14 protein-coding genes are annotated in these 17176 nt (G+C 74.8%); 11 read left to right on the plus strand and 3 right to left on the minus strand.

Translation table 11 applies throughout. The annotated features are described in order from the left end of the window. The first annotated feature begins 6 nt into the window (after positions 1 to 6). The 5 genes from OG989_RS12420 (at position 7) to OG989_RS12440 (ending at position 6296) form a co-directional block, all read left to right on the plus strand. Entirely contained in the window at positions 7 to 1116 is a 1110-nt protein-coding gene (locus OG989_RS12420) for a hypothetical protein (RefSeq protein ID WP_327030568.1), read from the plus strand. A 55-nt stretch (positions 1117 to 1171) separates the two neighbouring features. After that, entirely contained in the window at positions 1172 to 2686 is a 1515-nt protein-coding gene (locus OG989_RS12425) for a hypothetical protein (protein WP_151454442.1), read from the plus strand. 145 nt (positions 2687 to 2831) lie between these two features. After that, on the plus strand, positions 2832 to 5021 hold the full coding sequence (locus OG989_RS12430; RefSeq protein ID WP_327030569.1) for a S1 family peptidase: 2190 nt from the start codon (positions 2832 to 2834) through the stop codon (positions 5019 to 5021). Positions 5022 to 5226: 205 nt separating this feature from the next. After that, a complete protein-coding gene (locus tag OG989_RS12435; protein ID WP_327030570.1) occupies positions 5227 to 5985 on the plus strand; it encodes a MerR family transcriptional regulator in 759 nt (252 codons plus the stop codon). Between the two features lie 26 nt (positions 5986 to 6011). Then, entirely contained in the window at positions 6012 to 6296 is a 285-nt protein-coding gene (locus tag OG989_RS12440) for a putative quinol monooxygenase (protein WP_151454445.1), read from the plus strand. 89 nt (positions 6297 to 6385) lie between these two features. Here the strand turns inward: OG989_RS12440 and OG989_RS12445 are convergent, their stop codons facing one another. Beyond that, positions 6386 to 7954, minus strand: coding sequence for a gluconokinase (locus tag OG989_RS12445; RefSeq protein WP_327030571.1), 1569 nt, complete (start codon positions 7952 to 7954; stop codon positions 6386 to 6388). Between the two features lie 172 nt (positions 7955 to 8126). Between OG989_RS12445 and OG989_RS12450 the strand changes: the two genes are divergently transcribed. From OG989_RS12450 to OG989_RS12465, 4 genes are all read left to right on the plus strand, one after another. Further along, positions 8127 to 10508, plus strand: a complete 2382-nt coding sequence (locus tag OG989_RS12450) for an acylase (protein ID WP_327030572.1) — start codon at positions 8127 to 8129, stop codon at positions 10506 to 10508. 143 nt (positions 10509 to 10651) lie between these two features. Then, the gene (locus OG989_RS12455; protein ID WP_151454448.1) at positions 10652 to 11797 is read left to right on the plus strand and encodes a hypothetical protein; all 1146 of its coding nucleotides are present in this window, start codon (positions 10652 to 10654) and stop codon (positions 11795 to 11797) included. A 484-nt stretch (positions 11798 to 12281) separates the two neighbouring features. Then, positions 12282 to 12701 (plus strand): membrane protein insertion efficiency factor YidD, encoded by a 420-nt coding sequence (gene yidD / locus OG989_RS12460; RefSeq protein WP_225852171.1) that lies wholly within the window; start codon positions 12282 to 12284, stop codon positions 12699 to 12701. A 94-nt stretch (positions 12702 to 12795) separates the two neighbouring features. Next, the gene (locus tag OG989_RS12465; protein ID WP_151454450.1) at positions 12796 to 13284 is read left to right on the plus strand and encodes a WapI family immunity protein; all 489 of its coding nucleotides are present in this window, start codon (positions 12796 to 12798) and stop codon (positions 13282 to 13284) included. 4 nt (positions 13285 to 13288) lie between these two features. Here OG989_RS12465 and OG989_RS12470 read toward each other — a convergent pair whose 3' ends face one another. Further along, on the minus strand, positions 13289 to 13729 hold the full coding sequence (locus OG989_RS12470; protein WP_327030573.1) for a VOC family protein: 441 nt from the start codon (positions 13727 to 13729) through the stop codon (positions 13289 to 13291). A gap of 132 nt (positions 13730 to 13861) precedes the next feature. Continuing rightward, positions 13862 to 14251, minus strand: a complete 390-nt coding sequence (locus OG989_RS12475) for a MarR family winged helix-turn-helix transcriptional regulator (protein WP_327031153.1) — start codon at positions 14249 to 14251, stop codon at positions 13862 to 13864. A gap of 133 nt (positions 14252 to 14384) precedes the next feature. Between OG989_RS12475 and OG989_RS12480 the strand changes: the two genes are divergently transcribed. Together OG989_RS12480 and OG989_RS12485 are read left to right on the plus strand one after the other, a co-directional pair. Further along, entirely contained in the window at positions 14385 to 15617 is a 1233-nt protein-coding gene (locus OG989_RS12480; RefSeq protein ID WP_327030575.1) for a multidrug effflux MFS transporter, read from the plus strand. A gap of 97 nt (positions 15618 to 15714) precedes the next feature. Further along, positions 15715 to 16920, plus strand: coding sequence for an aminoglycoside phosphotransferase family protein (locus OG989_RS12485; protein ID WP_327030576.1), 1206 nt, complete (start codon positions 15715 to 15717; stop codon positions 16918 to 16920). Positions 16921 to 17176: the final 256 nt, after the last annotated feature.

Below are 17176 nucleotides of genomic sequence, written 5' to 3' on the forward strand. Positions count from 1 at the left end.
CGGATCGTGACGAGCACCGAGGAACGACTGGCCGCGATCCGCGGCGGCGTGCCACCGAGGCGGCACAACGCGCGCACCATCGCCGCCCTGACCGGCAACCCGGGCTGCACCCGGCGGGCCGTGCTGGACGGCGCGGGGGTGGACAAGCCGAAGCTGGCCGAGCGGATCGGCTTTCCCGCCCGGTTCGGGCAGTCCCGGTTCGCCATCACCCGGGGCAACGCGTTCGAGGCGCAGGTCAAGGCCGACGGCGGGGCCGAGCTGCTGCGGCTGGTCGCCGAGCGGCTGGGCGTACCGGTGCCGGCGGCGGCGAGCTGGACGGACCTCGGCGACGGCGTCGAGGACGACACGGCCGCCCGGCACCGCCGCTCCGCCGCGCTGCTGACCGGCGCCACCCCCGGCGGGACGGACGACACCGCCGCACTGTTCGACCACCCGCTGCTCGGCTTGGAGGTCGCCGGCCGCCGGGTACACCTGGAGCCGGACCTGGTCGCCGCCCGGCTCGCCGGCCGGTTCCACGTCGTCGAGATCAAGTCGTTCCCGGTGGTCGACGGCCAGGCCGACCCGGCCAAGGTGTCCGCCGCCGCGATCCAGTCCGCCGTCTACGTGCTGGCCCTGCGCGAGCTGCTCGCCGCCGCCGGGCACGACCCGGAGCTGGTGTCGCACGACGCGGTGCTGGTCTGCCCGCGCGACTTCGCCCTCCAGCCGGTGGCCAGCCTGGTCGACGTGCGCAAGCAGCTGCTGGTGCTGCGCCGCCAGCTCGACCGGATGGCCCGGGTCGACGCGCTGCTGGCCGCCGTGCCCGAGGACTTCACCGCCGACCTGACGGTCGAGCCGGCGGCCCTGCTCGCCGCGTTGTCGCAGGTGGAGGCCCGCTACGCGCCCGACTGCCTGGCGGCCTGCGAGCTGGCGTACTTCTGCCGGCACGAGGCGCGCGGACACACCGGGGCGCTGGGCCGGCCGGTCCGGGAGGCGCTCGGCGGGGTCGCGGAGGTCGACGAGGTGCTGGCGCTGGCCGCCGGCGAGCGCGCCCCGGAGCCCGGGCAGGAGCAGGCCGCCGCGCTGCTGCGGGCCGCCGCCCGGTTGCGCGCCGACGCCCTCACCGGGACCCCCGCATGAGTACGCCCCGCGACTCCCGCCCGGCCGTCCCGAGCACCGGGCGGGGTGGGCCCGCGTGAGTACGCTCCGCGCATTCGCCAGGGCCCAGGCGCTCGCCGCCGGGGTGGCCCAGCCGGTGGCCACCGTCCGGCACCTACACCTGTCCGCGCGGCCGCTGGTGCTGGTGCCGCTGGCGATGGCCGGCGAGGCCAACGCGCCACTGGCGGCGCTGGTCGGCGACGCCCCGGACGCGGCGCGGCTGCTGATCGTGCCGCAGCCCCGCAACCGTGACCAGCGGTTCGCGTTCGCCGCCGAGCTGGCCGGGATCGTGCTGCCCTACCTGGACGGGTTCCGGGGCGTCTCCGAGGCGGTGCCGGTCGACCGGGGCAGGGACGTGCGGTACCGCCACGTCGACGCCCCGCAGCTGCTGGTGCCGAACCCCGCCGGGATCACCTTCCTGCGGCTGTTCGGCCGCTCCACCCGCTTCCGCCGGCCCGACGGGGACTATCCGGTGCACCCGTCGGTGCCGGTGCTCGGGCGCTGGCTGACCTTCTTCGCCGAGCGGGCCGAGCATCCCGGTTCGTCGGCGCTGCTGGCGATGACCGACGCGCTGGCCCTGCACTGGGCCACCGGGCAGAGCGTGGTGGAGGACCTGCACCTGCCGGCGCTGCTCGGCTGGATCGACCCGCCCGCCGGGCTCACCGGCGCCGAGGCGGCGGCCCGGGCCGAGGACCCGGCGACCTGCCCGCCCGCCGGCCCGGCCACCGACCCGGACTTCGACAACCGGTCGCTCGCCCCGGCCATCGCCGCGTACGCCGCCGCCGAGGACGACCCGGTCGCGCGCGCCGGGGCGTACGCGGAGCTGGAACGGCTGCTGCGCGACCAGCTCGCGCCCACCTGGGAGCTGATGTGGCGCGGCGTGGGGTTGCTGCGCGGCCTGCCCCCGGGCGCCCGGGTGGCCGGCCGGTGGGACGGCGACAAGGACGCCTTCACCGGCTACGCCGAGCACGTCGACGCGGGCGGCGCGCCGCAACCCCGCCGGGACGGGGCGGTCTCCGCCGCCCAGCGGCTGCACCGGCTGGAACGGGCCCTGACCTCCTACGCGGTGCAGCGCGCCTACGACGACCCGCTGGTGATGGCCGAACACCGGCTGACCGGGGAGGCGTTCGTCGGCGAGGTGACCCTGGCGGACCCGAAGCGGGTGGACGACACCGGGAAGCGGCCGGTGCTGCGCCCCCGGATCCAGCTGGTCACCACCGAGCCGGTGGCGGTGCCGATCGGCGCGACGCTCTACTCGCCGGCCCGGCCGGCGCAGAAGGCCCGGGTGGTCTTCGTGACCCCGGCGGCGGACGGCAAGACCGAGGTGGTGCTGGAGCTCTCCGGCGGGATGGGCCGGGGGCTGACCGCGCCGCCGGGCAGCGTGCCCGAGGTGGGGGAGCGGCTCTGCTACACCACCCTGTCGGACGCGTTCATGCCGGCGGGGGCGTTCCCGGCGGTCGAGGAGACACCGTGGACGCACGGTGGACCGCCGGCCGCCGCCAGCGACGGGGCCGGGGACGCGGACGACGATCCCGCGTCGGAGGGGCACTGACCGACCCGCACCCGACGGCCCTCTTGTCCCGTCTCGAACGCCTATGCGCGCAGGGGCATCCCCGCCGTGGCAGCCTCGATAGCATCCACCGAGATCGAACCGACCCTGGTCGGATCGCAACGGTTCACCAATCACGGGGGATGCATTGTCAGTTCACCGAACGCGTCGATGGGGTGCCGCCCTGTTCGCCGCCACGGTCACAGCAGGCCTGCTGGGCGGCGCTTCCGCCCAGGCCGTCACGGGTGCCCAGCCGGTCCCGGACGGCACCTACCGGTTCAGCGCCAAGGTCACCTTCGGCGATCTCCGCGCCTGCTCGGGTGCGCTCGTCGACAAGAACTGGGTCGTGACGACGAAGAGTTGCCTGGCCGAGGGCAGTGCGCCGGTCGCCGCCGGCCCGCCCAGCCGGCCGACCACGGTGCTGGTCGGCCGCGCGGACCTCACCGGCACCGCCGGCCACCAGCGCTCGGTGGCGGCGGTCGCACCGCACCCCGACCGCAACGTCGCCCTGGTCCGCCTCGCCGCCCCGGTCACCGACGTGCCGCCGGTCGCGCTCGCCAGCACGCCGCCGTCGGCCACCGAGACGCTCAAGGTCACCGGCTACGGCCGGACGGCCACCGAATGGGTGCCGGATCGCCTGCACCAGGGCTCGTTCACGGTGCAGGACGTCGACGCCACGTCGGTCGGCCTGCTCGGCGCGTCGGCCGGCGCGACGCTCTGCAAGGGCGACGCGGGCGGCCCGGCGTTCCGCGACGGGTCCGCCGAGCTGGTCGCGGTCGTCAGCACCTCGTGGCAGAAGGGCTGCCTGGCCGAGACCGAGACCCGCGACGGCGCCACCGCCACCCGGGTCGACGACCTCGGTTGGTGGATCCGCTGGCAGACCACCGACGTCCACCTCTTCGGCGTCACGAATCAGCTCATGCCGGACGCCACCGTGCAGAGGCGGCTCGTCGCCCACGCCGTCGACTCCGCCACCGGCGGCCTGCAGACCCGCACCGCGGCCGCGCTCCTGCCCTTCGCTCCCAAGTCGATGGCCACACTCAACGCGGACACCATCCTGCTGACAAACGGGGCCGGCGAGCTGCACCGGGTGGATGTGGCGAACACGGTCGCACTGACCTACACCATCACGAAGATCGCCTCCGCCGACTGGGCCTTCGACAAGTTGGTCTACGACGGACACGGCTCGCTGTACGGCATCCTCTCGGGCTCCCTGCGTCGCTTCACGGTGACCAGCGCCAAGCCGGCGGCGGCCGACTTCACGGCCCCCACCACGATCAGCAGCGGCTTCGGTCTGCAGACGCTCGCCTCGCCCGGCCCCGGTCGGATCCTCGGCACCACCAGTGCCGGTCCCCTGATCTCCTACAAGATCAATGGGGCCAATTCCTGGTCCCGGTCCGATCTCCACCAGACCGGCTGGGACCGGCCCAGGGAGCTGGTCTCGCCGGGTGGGGGCCTCTATCTCACCATCCATCCGACCGACGGTCTCAAGCGCTACCGCGACGCCAACCCGTTCGACGGCCGGGGTGACGACATCACGCTGATCGGCGAGGAGCCGGTGAGCGGCGTCTGGTTCCGCCACCAGCTGCTCTCCGCGCGGCCGTGGACGGGTGTCGTGTCGGTCTTCGGCACGGGGCCGGAAGGGCGGCTGTCCCACACGACTGTCGATCCGGTGACCGGCGCCAAGCAAAAAGTGGTCGCCGCGGCGCCGCTCGGCTTCACCCCGAAGGCGATGGCCACCCTCAACGCCGACACCCTGCTGGTGACCAGCACGGGAGGGCAGCTCCACCGGGTGGACGTCACCGGCACCGACCCGCTGACCTTCACCACGACGAAGCTTGCCGACACCGGATGGACGCAGGACCGGCTGGCCTACGACGGCAACGGCTCGCTCTTCGGCATCAACGCCGGCTCGGCGCTGCGCCGATACACGGTGACCAAGCCGAAGCCGGCCTACGCCGACATCACCAACGCGAAGGCGATCACCGGCAACTTCACGCTGACCTCGCTGGCCGCCCCCGGTCCCGGCCGGATCCTCGGCACGACCAGCACCGGCAAGCTGCTGGCGTACGTCATCGACGCCGCTGGCGTGTGGACCGTCGCGGAGCTCGCCGCGGCCGGGTGGGGCGACACCGCATCGCTCTTCGGGCCCGGCGGCGGCCTCTACTACAAGCGGTTCGACTCCGGTCTGGTCGTCGCCCACCTGGACGCCAGCCCGTTCGACGACAGCGGGGCGGACATCAAGATCCACCTGCCCGACGCCCGGAACAACACGGGCTGGGACCCGATCCTGTCGGCCCGCCCGTACGACGCCTGGCCGGACGGCCGCCGCTGGTGACCGCCTGACCGCCCTACCGCAGTGACCGTGCGGGCCGCCCGATCCTCGGGCGGCCCGCACCGTCGTCTCCGGCCGGCGACGCCCGGCGAACCGCCCCGACCCGGGCCGGGACGGCGGATGCGCCGGCCGGCGGGGCGCAGAATGGATCGGGCTTGACCCTCACGTAACGGCAGGCGGGAGCCTCGGTGGCGGAAGGGAGGGAACCATGGCCTACACGGTGGGACAGGTCGCGAAGGCGGCCGGCGTGACCGTGCGGACGCTGCACCACTACGACGGGATCGGGCTGCTCTCGCCCAGTGACCGCAGCAGCACCGGCTACCGGCGCTACGACGACGCCGACCTGGACCGGTTGCAGCACATCCGCTACTACCGGGAGCTGGGGTTCCCGCTGGAGGAGATCGCCGCGATCCTCGACGACCCGGCGAGTGACCGGGCGGCGCACCTGCGTCGCCAGCACGAGCTGCTGTCCGTACGGATCAGGAAGCTCCAGGAGATGGTCGCGGCGATCGAGTTCGCGATGGAGGCGAGCAAGTTGAACATTCCACTCACCCCGCAGGAGCGGTTCGAGGTCTTCGGCGACTTCGACCCGGACGCGCACACCGAGGAGGTCGAGCAGCGCTGGGGCGACACCGACGCGTACCGCCAGTCGAACGAGCGGGTCGCCCGCTACACCAAGGACGACTGGCTGCGGAACAAGGCCGAGAACGAGGACTGGGCGCGGCGGTTCGTCGAGGTGATGGCATCCGGGGCGCCCGCGGACGGGCCGGCGGCCATGGAGCTGGCCGAGGAGCACCGGCAGCTCATCAGCCGCTGGTTCTACGACTGCCCGCTCGAGCTGCACACCTGTCTGGCCGACATGTACGTGTCGGACGAGCGGTTCACCGCGTACTTCGAGACGATCAGGCCGGGGATGGCCGCGTACCTGGGTGAGGCCATCCACGCCAACGCCACCACCCGCGCCTGACGCGCGGCCGTACCCGGAGGTCAGCAGTGTTCATCGTCGCCGGCAGTCTCTACGTCGACCCGGACCAGCGGGACGCCTACCTGGCCGACTGCGTGGAGGTCGTCCGGCAGGCGCGGTCCGCGCCGGGCTGCGTCGACTTCGCGATCGGCGCGGACCTGGTCGAGCCGGGGCGGATCAACGTCTACGAGCGCTGGGAGTCCGAGGAGCAACTGCTCGACTTCCGGGGCTCCGGCCCCTCGACGGAGCAGGAGGTGGCGATCCGCGGCGCGGAGGTGCACCGCTACCTGATCTCCGGGGTCGAGGCTCCCTGACGGGGCCGGCCGGGCGTCACGGCGTCCGGTGGGCCCCGGGGCCACCGGTGCCGGCGACGCCCGGGCCGGTGTCGGCGCCCCCGGCGGCGTCACCCGTCCGGGCGGCGCCCTACGGCGGTCGGCGGCGCCGGTGCCGGTGGCGGGGTCAGGCCCGGGGCGAGGCGGCGCAGCGAGGTGAACGTGGGAACCAGCGCGTCGTAGAGCCCGGCGAAGAGCGGCAGCAGGGCGGCGTAGGTGGCGGCGGCGGCCGGATCCGGGCGTGCCGTCTCCTCGATGCGCACCAGGTGGGCGGCGACCTCGATGGAGGGGATCAGCCCCAGCGCCTCCATGCCGAGCAGCGCCGCGCCGAAGCCGGAGCCCTCCCGCGTGGCGGGGAAGTGCACCGGCATGCCGAGCACGTCGGCCAGCATCTGCCGCCACAGCGCGCTGCGCGCGAAGCCGCCGCTGGCGCGAATCTCCCGGACCTCGTTGCCGGCGGCCCGCACCGAGGCCAGCACCAGCGCCAACTGCTGGCAGACGCCCTCCAGCGCGGCCCGCACCAGGTGCGCCCGGCGGTGCCCGTGGGTCAGCCCCACGTACGCGCCGCGCGGCAGCGCGCTCCAGTGCGGGGCGCGCTCGCTGAGCAGGTACGGCAGCATGATCAGACCGCCGGAGCCGACCGGTGCCAGCGCGGCCTGCGCCAGCAGCTGCTCCTCGGCGTCCTCGCCCAGCTCCGGGGCGAGCGCGTCGCCGGTCCACTCCAGCACGACGCCGCCGTTGTTGATCGCCCCGCCGACCACCCAGCGTTGCTCGGTCAGCGCGTAGCAGAACACGCCGCCGAGCGGGTCGACGCCGGGGCGCTCCACCATCACCCGCATCGCGCCGCTGGTGCCGATCGTGCAGGCCATCACGCCCGGGGCGACCGCGCCGAGCCCGAGGTTGGCCAGCGGGCCGTCCCCGGCGCCGACGACCACCTTCGTGTCCCGGGGCAGCCCGGTCGCCGCGGCGGCCTCGGCGGTGAGGCCGGGCAGCACGGTGGTGGTGGGGACCAGCTCCGGCAACTGCTCCGCGGTGATCCCGGCGACACCGAGTGCCTCCTCGTCCCAGGAGAGCTGGTGCATGTCCATCAGCCCGGTGGCGGAGGCGACCGAGTGGTCGGTCACCAGCGCGTCGCACAGCCGCAGCAGCACCCAGTCCTTGATGCCCACCCAGTACGCCGCCCGCCCGAACAGCACCGGCTCCTGCTCGGCGAACCAGAGCAGCTTGGGCAGCGGCGCCATCGGATGCACCGGGGTGCCGGTGCGGCGGTGCAGCGCCAGCCCGGACGGTACCGCGCGCAGCCGCTCGGCCTGCCGGCTGGCCCGCGAGTCGGCCCAGGTGAGCGACGGGGTGAGCGGGCGGCCGTCCGCGTCCAGGCCGATCAGGCTGTGCATCGCCGTGCCGAAGGAGAGCCCGGCGATCGGCCGGTCCAGCTCCGCCACGACCGCGCGCACCGACTCCAGCACCGCCGCGTGGATGTGCCGCGCGTCCTGCTCCGCGTAGCCGGGGAAGGGTTCGTCGAGGGGGTAGCCGACCGAGTGGTGGGCGAGCTGGGCGCCGTCCAGGTCGTACGCGACCGCCTTGGTGCTGGTGGTGCCGATGTCGACGCCGATCACCACCGGGCGGAGCGGGTCACCCACCGGTCCCACCCCCTCGTCGGCCCTGGCTGCCGCCGACGTTACCCAGCACCCGGGTGGTCCGTAGGGGGAACAACCCGGTTTCCCGGTCGGGTCTTCCTCGGCACGCCCGCGCCCGGCGAGAATGCCGGTCGTGTGAACTTCTCACACGTCCACCGGACGGGAGGAAGTCCCGATGAGGCCAAGGCCGCTCTGCGCACTGGTCACCGCCCTCGCCACTGTCGCCACCACAGCGGTCGCCGGCGTACCGCCGGCCGCCGCGCGGCACCGTGACGGCGGCTACTCGGCGGAGATCCGCCGGGCGTCGTACGGCGTCCCGCACATCACCGCCCGCACCTTCGCCAGCCTCGGCTTCGGCGTCGGCCACGTCCAGGCCGAGGACAACATCTGCGTCATCGCGGAGAAGGTCGTCACGGTCAACGCCGAGCGGTCCCGCTACTTTGGAGCGGCGAGCCCCACGGACGCGAACGTCCGCAGCGACCTCTTCCACCGCAAGGCGATCGACGACCGCACCGCCGAGCGGCTGCTACAGGGACCCCGCGACGGCGTGCACTCCCCGTCCGACGAGGTCCGTGACCAGATCCGCGGCTTCGTCGCCGGCTACAACAGCTATCTGCGCCGCACCGGCGCGGCGAACCTCACCGACCCGGCCTGCCGGGGCAAGCCGTGGGTGCGTCCGCTGACCGAGCTGGACATGTGGCGCGCGAGCTGGGCCAGCATGGTGCGGGCCGGCTCGCGGGCGGTGCTCGACGGGATCGTCGCCGCCGCCCCGCCCACGGCCACCGGCCCGGCCGCCGCCCTCGACGCGCCGGGCGCCGCGGCGGTCGTCGCCGCCCGCGACGGCGCGCCCGCCGGCGTCGGCAGCAACGCGTACGGGCTGGGCGCGCGGGCCACCACGCACGGCGGCGGGATGGTGCTGGCCAACCCGCACTTCCCGTGGGAGGGGGCGGAACGCTTCTACCGGATGCACCTGAAGGTCCCGGGCCGCTACGACGTGGAGGGCGCGGCGCTCATCGGCGACCCGATCATCGAGATCGGGCACAACCGCACCCTCGCCTGGAGCCACACCGTCTCCACCGCCCGCCGCTTCGTCTGGCACCGGCTCGCGCTGGTCCCCGGCGACCCCACCTCGTACTACGTGGACGGCCGGGCCCGGAAGATGACCACCCGCACGGTCACCGTCCAGGTGCCCGCCCCGGGTGGCGGCACCGTGCCGGTCAGCCGCACCTTCCACGACACCCACTTCGGTCCGGTGGTCGTCGTCCCCGGCACCTTCGACTGGACCACCACCGCCGCGTACGCGATCACCGACGTCAACGCGACGAACAACCGGGCCTTCGACGGCTGGCTCGAGATGGGCCGGGCGAAGACGGTCCGCGAGCTGAAGCAGGTCCTCGACCGGCACCAGTTCCTGCCCTGGGTGAACGTCATCGCCGCCGACGCCCGTGGCGAGGCGCTCTACGCCGACCACTCGGTGGTGCCCCGGGTCACCGACGAGCTGGCCGCCGCCTGCATCCCCGCGCCGTTCCAGCCGCTCTACGCCAGCAGCGGCCAGGCCGTCCTCGACGGCTCCCGGTCGGCCTGCGCGCTGGGCCGCGACCGCGACGCGGCGGTGCCCGGCATCCTCGGCCCGGCCAACCTGCCGATCCGGTTCCGTGCCGACTACGTGACCAACTCCAACGACAGCCACTGGCTGGCCAACCCGGAGGCGCCGCTGGAGGGCTTCCCGCGCATCGTCGGCAACGAGCGCACCGAGCGCAGCCTGCGTACCCGCCTCGGCGTGGAGCAGGTGCGGGAGCGGCTCGCCGGCACCGACGGGCTGCCCGGGCGGGGCTACACCACGTCCCGGCTCTGGCAGACGGTCTTCGGCAACCGCGCGTACGGCGGCGAGCTGCTGCGCGGCGACCTGGTGGCACTCTGCGCCGCGCAGCCCACCGCGACCGCCTCCGACGGGACCACTGTCGACCTGCGGGGGGCCTGCGCGGCGCTGAAGGGCTGGGACCTGCGCGTCGACCTGGACAGCCGCGGCGCGCACCTGTTCACCGAGTTCGCCCTGTCGGGCGGCATCCGGTTCGCCGACGCGTTCGACGCCGTCGACCCGGTGCGCACCCCGAGCCGGCTCAACACCGCCGACCCGCGCGTGCTCACCGCGCTCGCCGACGCCGTCCGCAAGCTCGCCGGCATCCCGCTCGACGCGCGCCTGGGCGACATCCAGACCGAGCAGCGCGGCGACCGGCGCATCCCGATCCACGGCGGACGCGCCGAGGCCGGCGTGTTCAACATGATCATCGGTCCGTTGGCGCCGGGCGTCGGCTACCCGAAGGTGGTGCACGGCTCGTCCTTCGTGATGGCCGTCGAGTTGGGCCGCAACGGCCCCTCGGGGCGGCAGATCCTCACCTACTCGCAGTCGAGCAACCCGAACTCGCCCTGGTACGCCGACCAGACCCGGCTCTACTCGGGCAAGGGCTGGGACACCATCAAATACACGGAGGCGCAGATCAAGGCCGACCCGAACCTGCGCACCTACCGGGTGGGGGAGGGCCGCCCCCGGCACTGACCGCGGCCCGACGAAATCCACCTATCGCCCGTTTTCGCCCGTCGTTCGGCCATTTTGCCCGTTGCGGCGTGTCCCCGTCGGCCGTTGTCACCGTTGAAAGCTGTGACACCCCGGTTGGTGGCCTGCGCGGCGAAGGAGTCGGCGTGGCAAGGACTGATTCGACGGGTTCCACATGGCGGTACCGGTGGGTGCACCGGCAGAACGAACGGCGGCGGCGGGAGTTCCGCAGCGCCGACAAGGCATGGCGACGACGCGACGACGAACTGCGCCGCCTGCGTACCCTCGCCGAGGAGTTCCAGGGCTCGGCCGCGGCGGGCGCCGGCCTGGCGCTGGAGCTCGCGCCCGACGAGGTGGTGTTCTGGGTGCTGCCGGCCGCGCAGCTGGTGGAGGTACGACACACCACCGTGCTGCCCGCGCCCGACCTGACGGTCGCCCCGGCGGCCGCGCCGCCGCGGCCCCGCAGGCCGGACGGTGTCCGGGTCGCCGACGCCGGCATGGCGGTGATCACCAACCGCCGACTGGTGCTGCTCGGCGGTCGCGGTCGGCGCGACTGGGCGTACGGGAGGATGACCGGGCTGGCCCACGACCCGCACGCGCCGGTCACCCTCATGCAGGTGCTGGACCGGCGGCGCACCTCCGGCCTGATGCTCCCGGCCGACGTCGCCGCCGACTTCCGGTTCAAGCTGACCCTGGCCTTCGCCGACGCCATCGAGCAGCGCGGCGCGGTGCTCGACCAGCTCGACGAGGCGATCGCCGAGCACGCGCAGCTCAAGCCGTTCCGGCCGCAGATCGCGACCCCGGCGCAGGCCCAGCCCTTCGCGTTCGTGCCCGGCGGCCGGCGCACCGTGGCCGTCGCCGCCGGCATCGCCCTGCTGGTGCCCGCCGCCCTGCTGGACACCGATCCCGCCGACCCGACCGGCTCGGAGGTCGCCGTCGCCGCGACCCCCGCGCCGACTTTCGTCGCCCCGCCGGTCGCCCTCCCGGCCGCGCAGGCGAAGGTGCCGCCCGCCGCGTCGAAGCCGCGACGTGGCACCACCGCGCCCACGCCGACGCCCGCCCGCGAGCGGCTCTGCGGCGCCCCGGCCAACCCGATGGGGTACGACTTCTGCGGCGGCGAGCGCATCCGCAGGCCGGCCGTCGAGGTCTGCGACTGGTTCGACTGCGTACCCGAGTTCTGGGCCGGCCGGGGCCACCTGGTGCAGTGCGGCGACGGCTCGGTCAGCCTCACCGGCGGGCGGCGCGACGCCTGCGCCGGGCACGACGGCGTGCGCCGCACGGTCCGGCGCTGACCCCGCTGCGCTACCTGGCCGGGCTGCGTTACCTGACCCCGCTGCGCCACCTGGCCGGGCTGCGCCGGGTCGTGGCCGGGCTGCGCCGGGCCGGCGGAGGCGACAGACCGCGCGTCGTCGCCCGGCTCGGCGGGTGTCCGCACCCGGCTGTGCGGCACCCCCCGGCTGTGCGGCACCCCTCGGCTGTGCGGCACCCCTCGGCTGTGCGGCACCCCTCGGCTCGGCGGCGCTCCCGGTCGGGGCGAGGGCTCACGTGCGCAACGCTGTCGAGCTGATGTCGTAGACGATTCACCGCCCTCTGGTGGCACAGCGGGCCGGACACCACCACCTGATGTCACAGCCGACTCAGCTCGACAGCGTCGTAGGGTCCCTTCGCTGGCGGACCGACTCGGCGGCCACCACCGAGCCGGCCACCACCGAGCCGGCCACCACCGGGGCGATGGAACGCCATCCGAGGGATTCGGGGTGGCGCGGAAGTCGCATGATGTTCCCTGTGATCTACCTCCCGAGCAACCAGCGTCGCAAGAAGAAGAGCCGCTTCGACAACTGCGACGCCTGCAACTGCGACATCCCCTGCTGCGACCTGGGGCTCTTCTCCACCCTGCTGACCCTGGGCGCGCTGGGCGCCCGGCTCGTGTCGCCCGGCCGGGCCTCGGCACCGCCGACCGTCGACGCCGGGCGGGCGCCGCTGGTGGACCGGGCCGGGCGGGCCGCGATCCTGGGCTACCGGCGCTGGCTGTCGCACCGCTGGCCCGGGCAGTGCCGCTTCACCCCGACGTGCAGCGCGTACGGGCTCGCCGCCGTGGAGCGCTACGGGCTGGCCGTCGGCGGGCGGATGGCCGCCGACCGGGTGCGCCGCTGCCGGCCAGACGTGCCGCGCGGCACCCACGACCCGGTGCGCTGACCGGGGCGCCCGCGCCCGGGGCTGCTGTTCGCCGGGGCGCCCTGAGCTGCGGGGATGCCGCCATCCGCGCCTCGGGATCGGTCATGATGACAGGATGGAGATCCGCTCCGACGACGGTGCCCGGGTGAGGATCCGGCCGGTGGGCTACCAGCCCGGGGTCGAGCCGCCGGACGACCCGGACGAGGCGGCGGACTGGGACGACTGGCTGCTCGTCGAGACCGACGCCCGCACCGCCGACGGGCAGGCCTGGTCGCGCCTCGAACCCTGCCTGACGGTGGCCGAGGCGTACGCGCTGGCGGGCTGGCTGCGGCAGCAGGCGGAGACGACCGGTGACCCGGCGGAGCCCTCGGCGGTGGCCCGCTTCACCGAGCCGAACCTGGCCTTCCGCACCCGGGTGCTGCGCCGGCGCCGGCTGGCGCTGACCGTCGAGTTCTCGTACGAGTCGCTGCCACCCTGGATGCGGCGGCAGCCGCTCGGCGCGGTCTACCCGCTGACGCTCACCGTATCCGCCGACGCCCTCTCCGTGGCCGCCGAGCAGTGGGCGCGCGAAGCCGACGCGTACCCCCGCCGCATCGCTTCCTGACCACTCAGTCCGGTGGCGTGAGGTCGGGGACGGTGAGTGAGCCGTCCGGGCCGAGGGGGAAGCCCGGGTTCCAGGCGATCTCCCAGACGTGCCCGTCGGGGTCGGTGAAGCAGCCGGCGTAGCCGCCGTAGAAGGTCTCGCGTGCCGGCACGGTCACCTCCGCCCCGGCGTCGGCCGCCGCCGTCAGCAGCTCGTCGACCTCGCCCCGGGAGCGGACGTTCTGCGCCAACGTCGTCCCGCCGAACCCGCCCGCGCCCCGGTCGGGCACGCCCGCGTCGGCTGCCAGCTTCTCCCGGCTCCACAGCACCAGGGCCAGGCCGCCCGCCTGGAAGAAGACGGTCTCCTCGACCTCCTGACCGCGCCAGCCGAGCCGCTCGTAGAAGGCGCGTGCCCGGGCCACGTCGGCGACGCCGAGCGTCACGAGGCTGATCCGCTGCTCCATCATCCGACGACCCTCCACGTACGACCCGACACCGTCCACCGCCACCGTAGCGTCGAACCGGCGGCCGTTCCGGCTCCGGCCGCCGGCCTGCGCGATCCGGGCGACGACGCCCCGCTCGACCCGCTGACCGGTGGCTCAGCCCCGCCCCGTCATCCGGTCGGCGAGGCGGCGCAGCGCCGGGGCGGCGGCAAGCAGCGTCTCCCGGTCCGGGGCGTCCAGCTCGGCCAGCGCGGCGGCGAGCAGGTCGCGCCGGTGCCGCCCGTACGCGGCCATCCGCTCCCGCGCCGCGTCGGTCAGCTCCAGCCGGATCGTGCGCCGGTCGGCCGGGTCCCGCTCGCGGTGCAGCAGCCCGGCGGTGGTCAGCTCGCCGACGAGGGTGCTGACCGTGTTCGGCGCGGTGCCCAGCCGCTCGGCGGCCTCGCGGACGCCGATTCCCGGGCGTCGCTGCACCAGCCGCAGCACCTCCACCTGGGCGTCCGGCAGGGCGGTGCGGCCGACCCGCTGGGTGGCCGTCCGGCGCAGCATCCGGTGCAGGTCACCGAGCGCTCCGCCGAGCAGGTCGACCGTCTCTTCCGTCACAGTCAGGCCCTCCGACGCCGAAATAGCTCTGTAGTCAGAGCTATCGTATCCGGGCCGAGCCACCAGTGAGGGGACCGCCATGCCGCACGCCACCGCGCCGCCCGTCCGACCGGACGAGCGCGTCGCCGCGCCCACCGGGCGGGCCGCCGTCGTGCTGCTGGTGCTGCTCGGCACGCTCACCGCGTTCGGGCCACTCTCCCTGGACACCTACCTGCCGGCGTTCCCGGAGATGACCCGCGACCTGTCCGCCAGCCAGGCGCAGATCCAGCTCTCGCTGACCACCTGCCTCGTCGGCATGGCCCTCGGCCAGCTCGTCACCGGCCCGCTCAGCGACCGCTTCGGGCGGCGCCGGCCCGTGCTGGTGGGCGTCGCCGCGTACACCCTGCTGTCGTTGGTGTGCGCGGCCGTGCCGTCGGCCGAGACCCTGGCCGCCGCGCGGCTCGCGCAGGGCTTCGCCGGCGGCATGGGCGTCGTCGTCGCCCGCGCCGTCGTGCGTGACCTCTACGCCGGCCGCGAGGCCGCCAAGTACTTCTCCCGGCTCACCCTGGTCTTCGGCGTCGCCCCGATGGCCGCGCCCGCCTTCGGCAGCCTGGTGCTGCGCTTCGGGGACTGGCGTACGGTCTTCGTCGCCCTCGCGGTGATCGGCGCGCTGCTCGCCGCCGCCGTCGCGTGGCGGCTGCCGGAGACGCTGCCCGCCGCGCGGCGCAGCACCGGCGGCCTCGCCGCCACGGCCGCCGCCGGCCGCTCGCTCTTCACCGACCGGATCTTCCTCGGGTACGCGCTGGCGCAGGGCCTCGCCTTCGCCGCGCTCTTCGCCTACATCTCCGGATCGTCCTTCGTCTTCCAGGACGTCTTCGGCGTCTCGGCCGGCGCGTTCAGCCTCATCTTCGGCGTCAACGCGCTCGCCCTGGTCGCCGCCGGCCAGCTCAACGCCCGCCTGCTGGACCGCTTCGCGCCCCGCACCCTGCTGCTCCGCCCGCTGGGCGTGGGGCTGCTGGCCGCCGCCGTCCTGCTCGCCGGCGCGCTGCTCGGCAGCCTGCCGCTGGTGGCGGTGGCGCTCTTCGTCTTCATGGGATCCCTCGGCATGGTGATGCCGAACGGCACCGCGCTCGCCCTGGACCGGCACCCCGCCCACGCCGGCACGGCCGCCGCCCTGCTCGGCACCATCCAGTCGCTGGTGGGGGCGATGGCCGCCCCGCTGGTCGGGCTGGGCGGCGAGGGCAGCGCCGTCCCGATGGCCGTGGTGCTCGCCGGGGCGGCGGTCGCCTCCCTCGCCGTCGTCGGCACCCTCGCCCGCACCCGCCGCCCCTGACGGCTCCTTCGCCGGCATGGTGAGGACCCGGCGGCGCTGGCGACCTCGCCCGGTTAACCCCTCGCCCGGGTCCGGCGGTCGGCGGTAGCGTGCCGGCGTGTCCCGCTCCGTCACCCTCGTCCTGGTCGATGCCGCCGGCGCTCCGCTGGGCGCCCTGCCGCCGTTCGACGTTCCGTCGCCCTGGTGGCAGGAGGTCGGCCCCGTCGTGGCCGAGGCCCGCCGGCGGTACGGCGTCGAGGTGGCCGTGCTCCGCCTGCTGACCGGCGACGCGCCGCAGCCGATGGGCGGCACGGTCACGTACCTCGCCCAGGTCGACGGGCCGCCGGCCACGCCGCTCGTACCGGCGAAGCTCGACCTGTCGGCGGACCCGCTGCGCGCCCCCTACGCCGAGCCCGGCGGCCCGGCGCGCAGCCTCGCCTGGGCGACGGCGGAGCTGCGGCGGCTCGGCCGCCCGGCGGAGACCGTGACCCAGCAGCGCACCTGGAACCTGTCGGCGGTCTGGCGGCTCGGCGGGCCGAGCGGCACGGCCTGGCTGAAGCAGGTGCCGGTGTTCTTCCGGCACGAGGCCGCGGTACTGCGCTGGCTCGGCCGGGCCGCGCCGGGGAAGACGTCGACGCTGCTCGCCGACGACGGCGACGGCCGGATGCTGATCGAGCACGTGCCCGGCGAGGACCGCTACGGCGCCCCCGTCGAGGAGCGGCTGGCGATGGCGGCCGACTTCCATCCGGTCCAGCTGCGGTCGGTCCCGGACGCGGCGGAGCTGGTCGCGGCGGGCGTGCCGGACCTGCGCGCCGACGCCCTGCCGGGCTGGATCCGCGACCGGCTGGCCGGCTGGGACACCTCGCCGGTGCAGTCCCTGCTGGCGGGGCTGGAGGCGCGGCTCGACGAGGTACGCGGGTGCGGGCTGCCGGACACCCTCGTGCACGGCGACCTGCACCCCGGCAACGTACGCGCCGACGCCGGGCGGCACGTGGTCATCGACTGGGGCGACGCGTTCGTGGGACACCCGGCGTTCGACGCGCTGCGGCTGGTGGAGGGGCTCGCGGACGACGCCGCCGCCCCGGTGCTCGCCGAGTGGTGCGCGCGGTGGCGGGCCGAGGTGCCGGGATGCGAGCCGGAGCGGGCCGTGGAGCTGCTGCGGCCGGTCGCGGCGCTGCGGCTGGCGGCGGTGTACGCGATGTTCCTCGACGGCATCGAAGCGAGCGAGCGGGTCTACCACGCCACGGACGTCGACACCTACTTCGCGCAGGCGCTGGCACAACTCGGGCCGGCAACCCCCAGCGACGGGTACGCCGTCAGGTAGCACCGCGCTGGCTTCGCGTCGACTGTCGCGTGTCTGACACCGCCGCTCCCCCCGGGTGCCTCAGCTCGCTCGGGACGGACGCCGCGCCGAGTGTCGACGCTGGAGCCGCTGTTTCCGCTCAGCAGGGTAAACGTCGGATTACCGGCAAGTAGTTGCGTGTGCGCAATATCGACTTCGTAGGTAATTGACGGCGGGAACAGATGAGCCGAGGCCGGCCGATCGGTGGAACCTCGGGGGTCCCGCTGGTAGGACTCTT

Source organism: Micromonospora sp. NBC_01740 (genome assembly GCF_035920365.1).
GTDB lineage: Bacteria > Actinomycetota > Actinomycetes > Mycobacteriales > Micromonosporaceae > Micromonospora > Micromonospora reichwaldensis.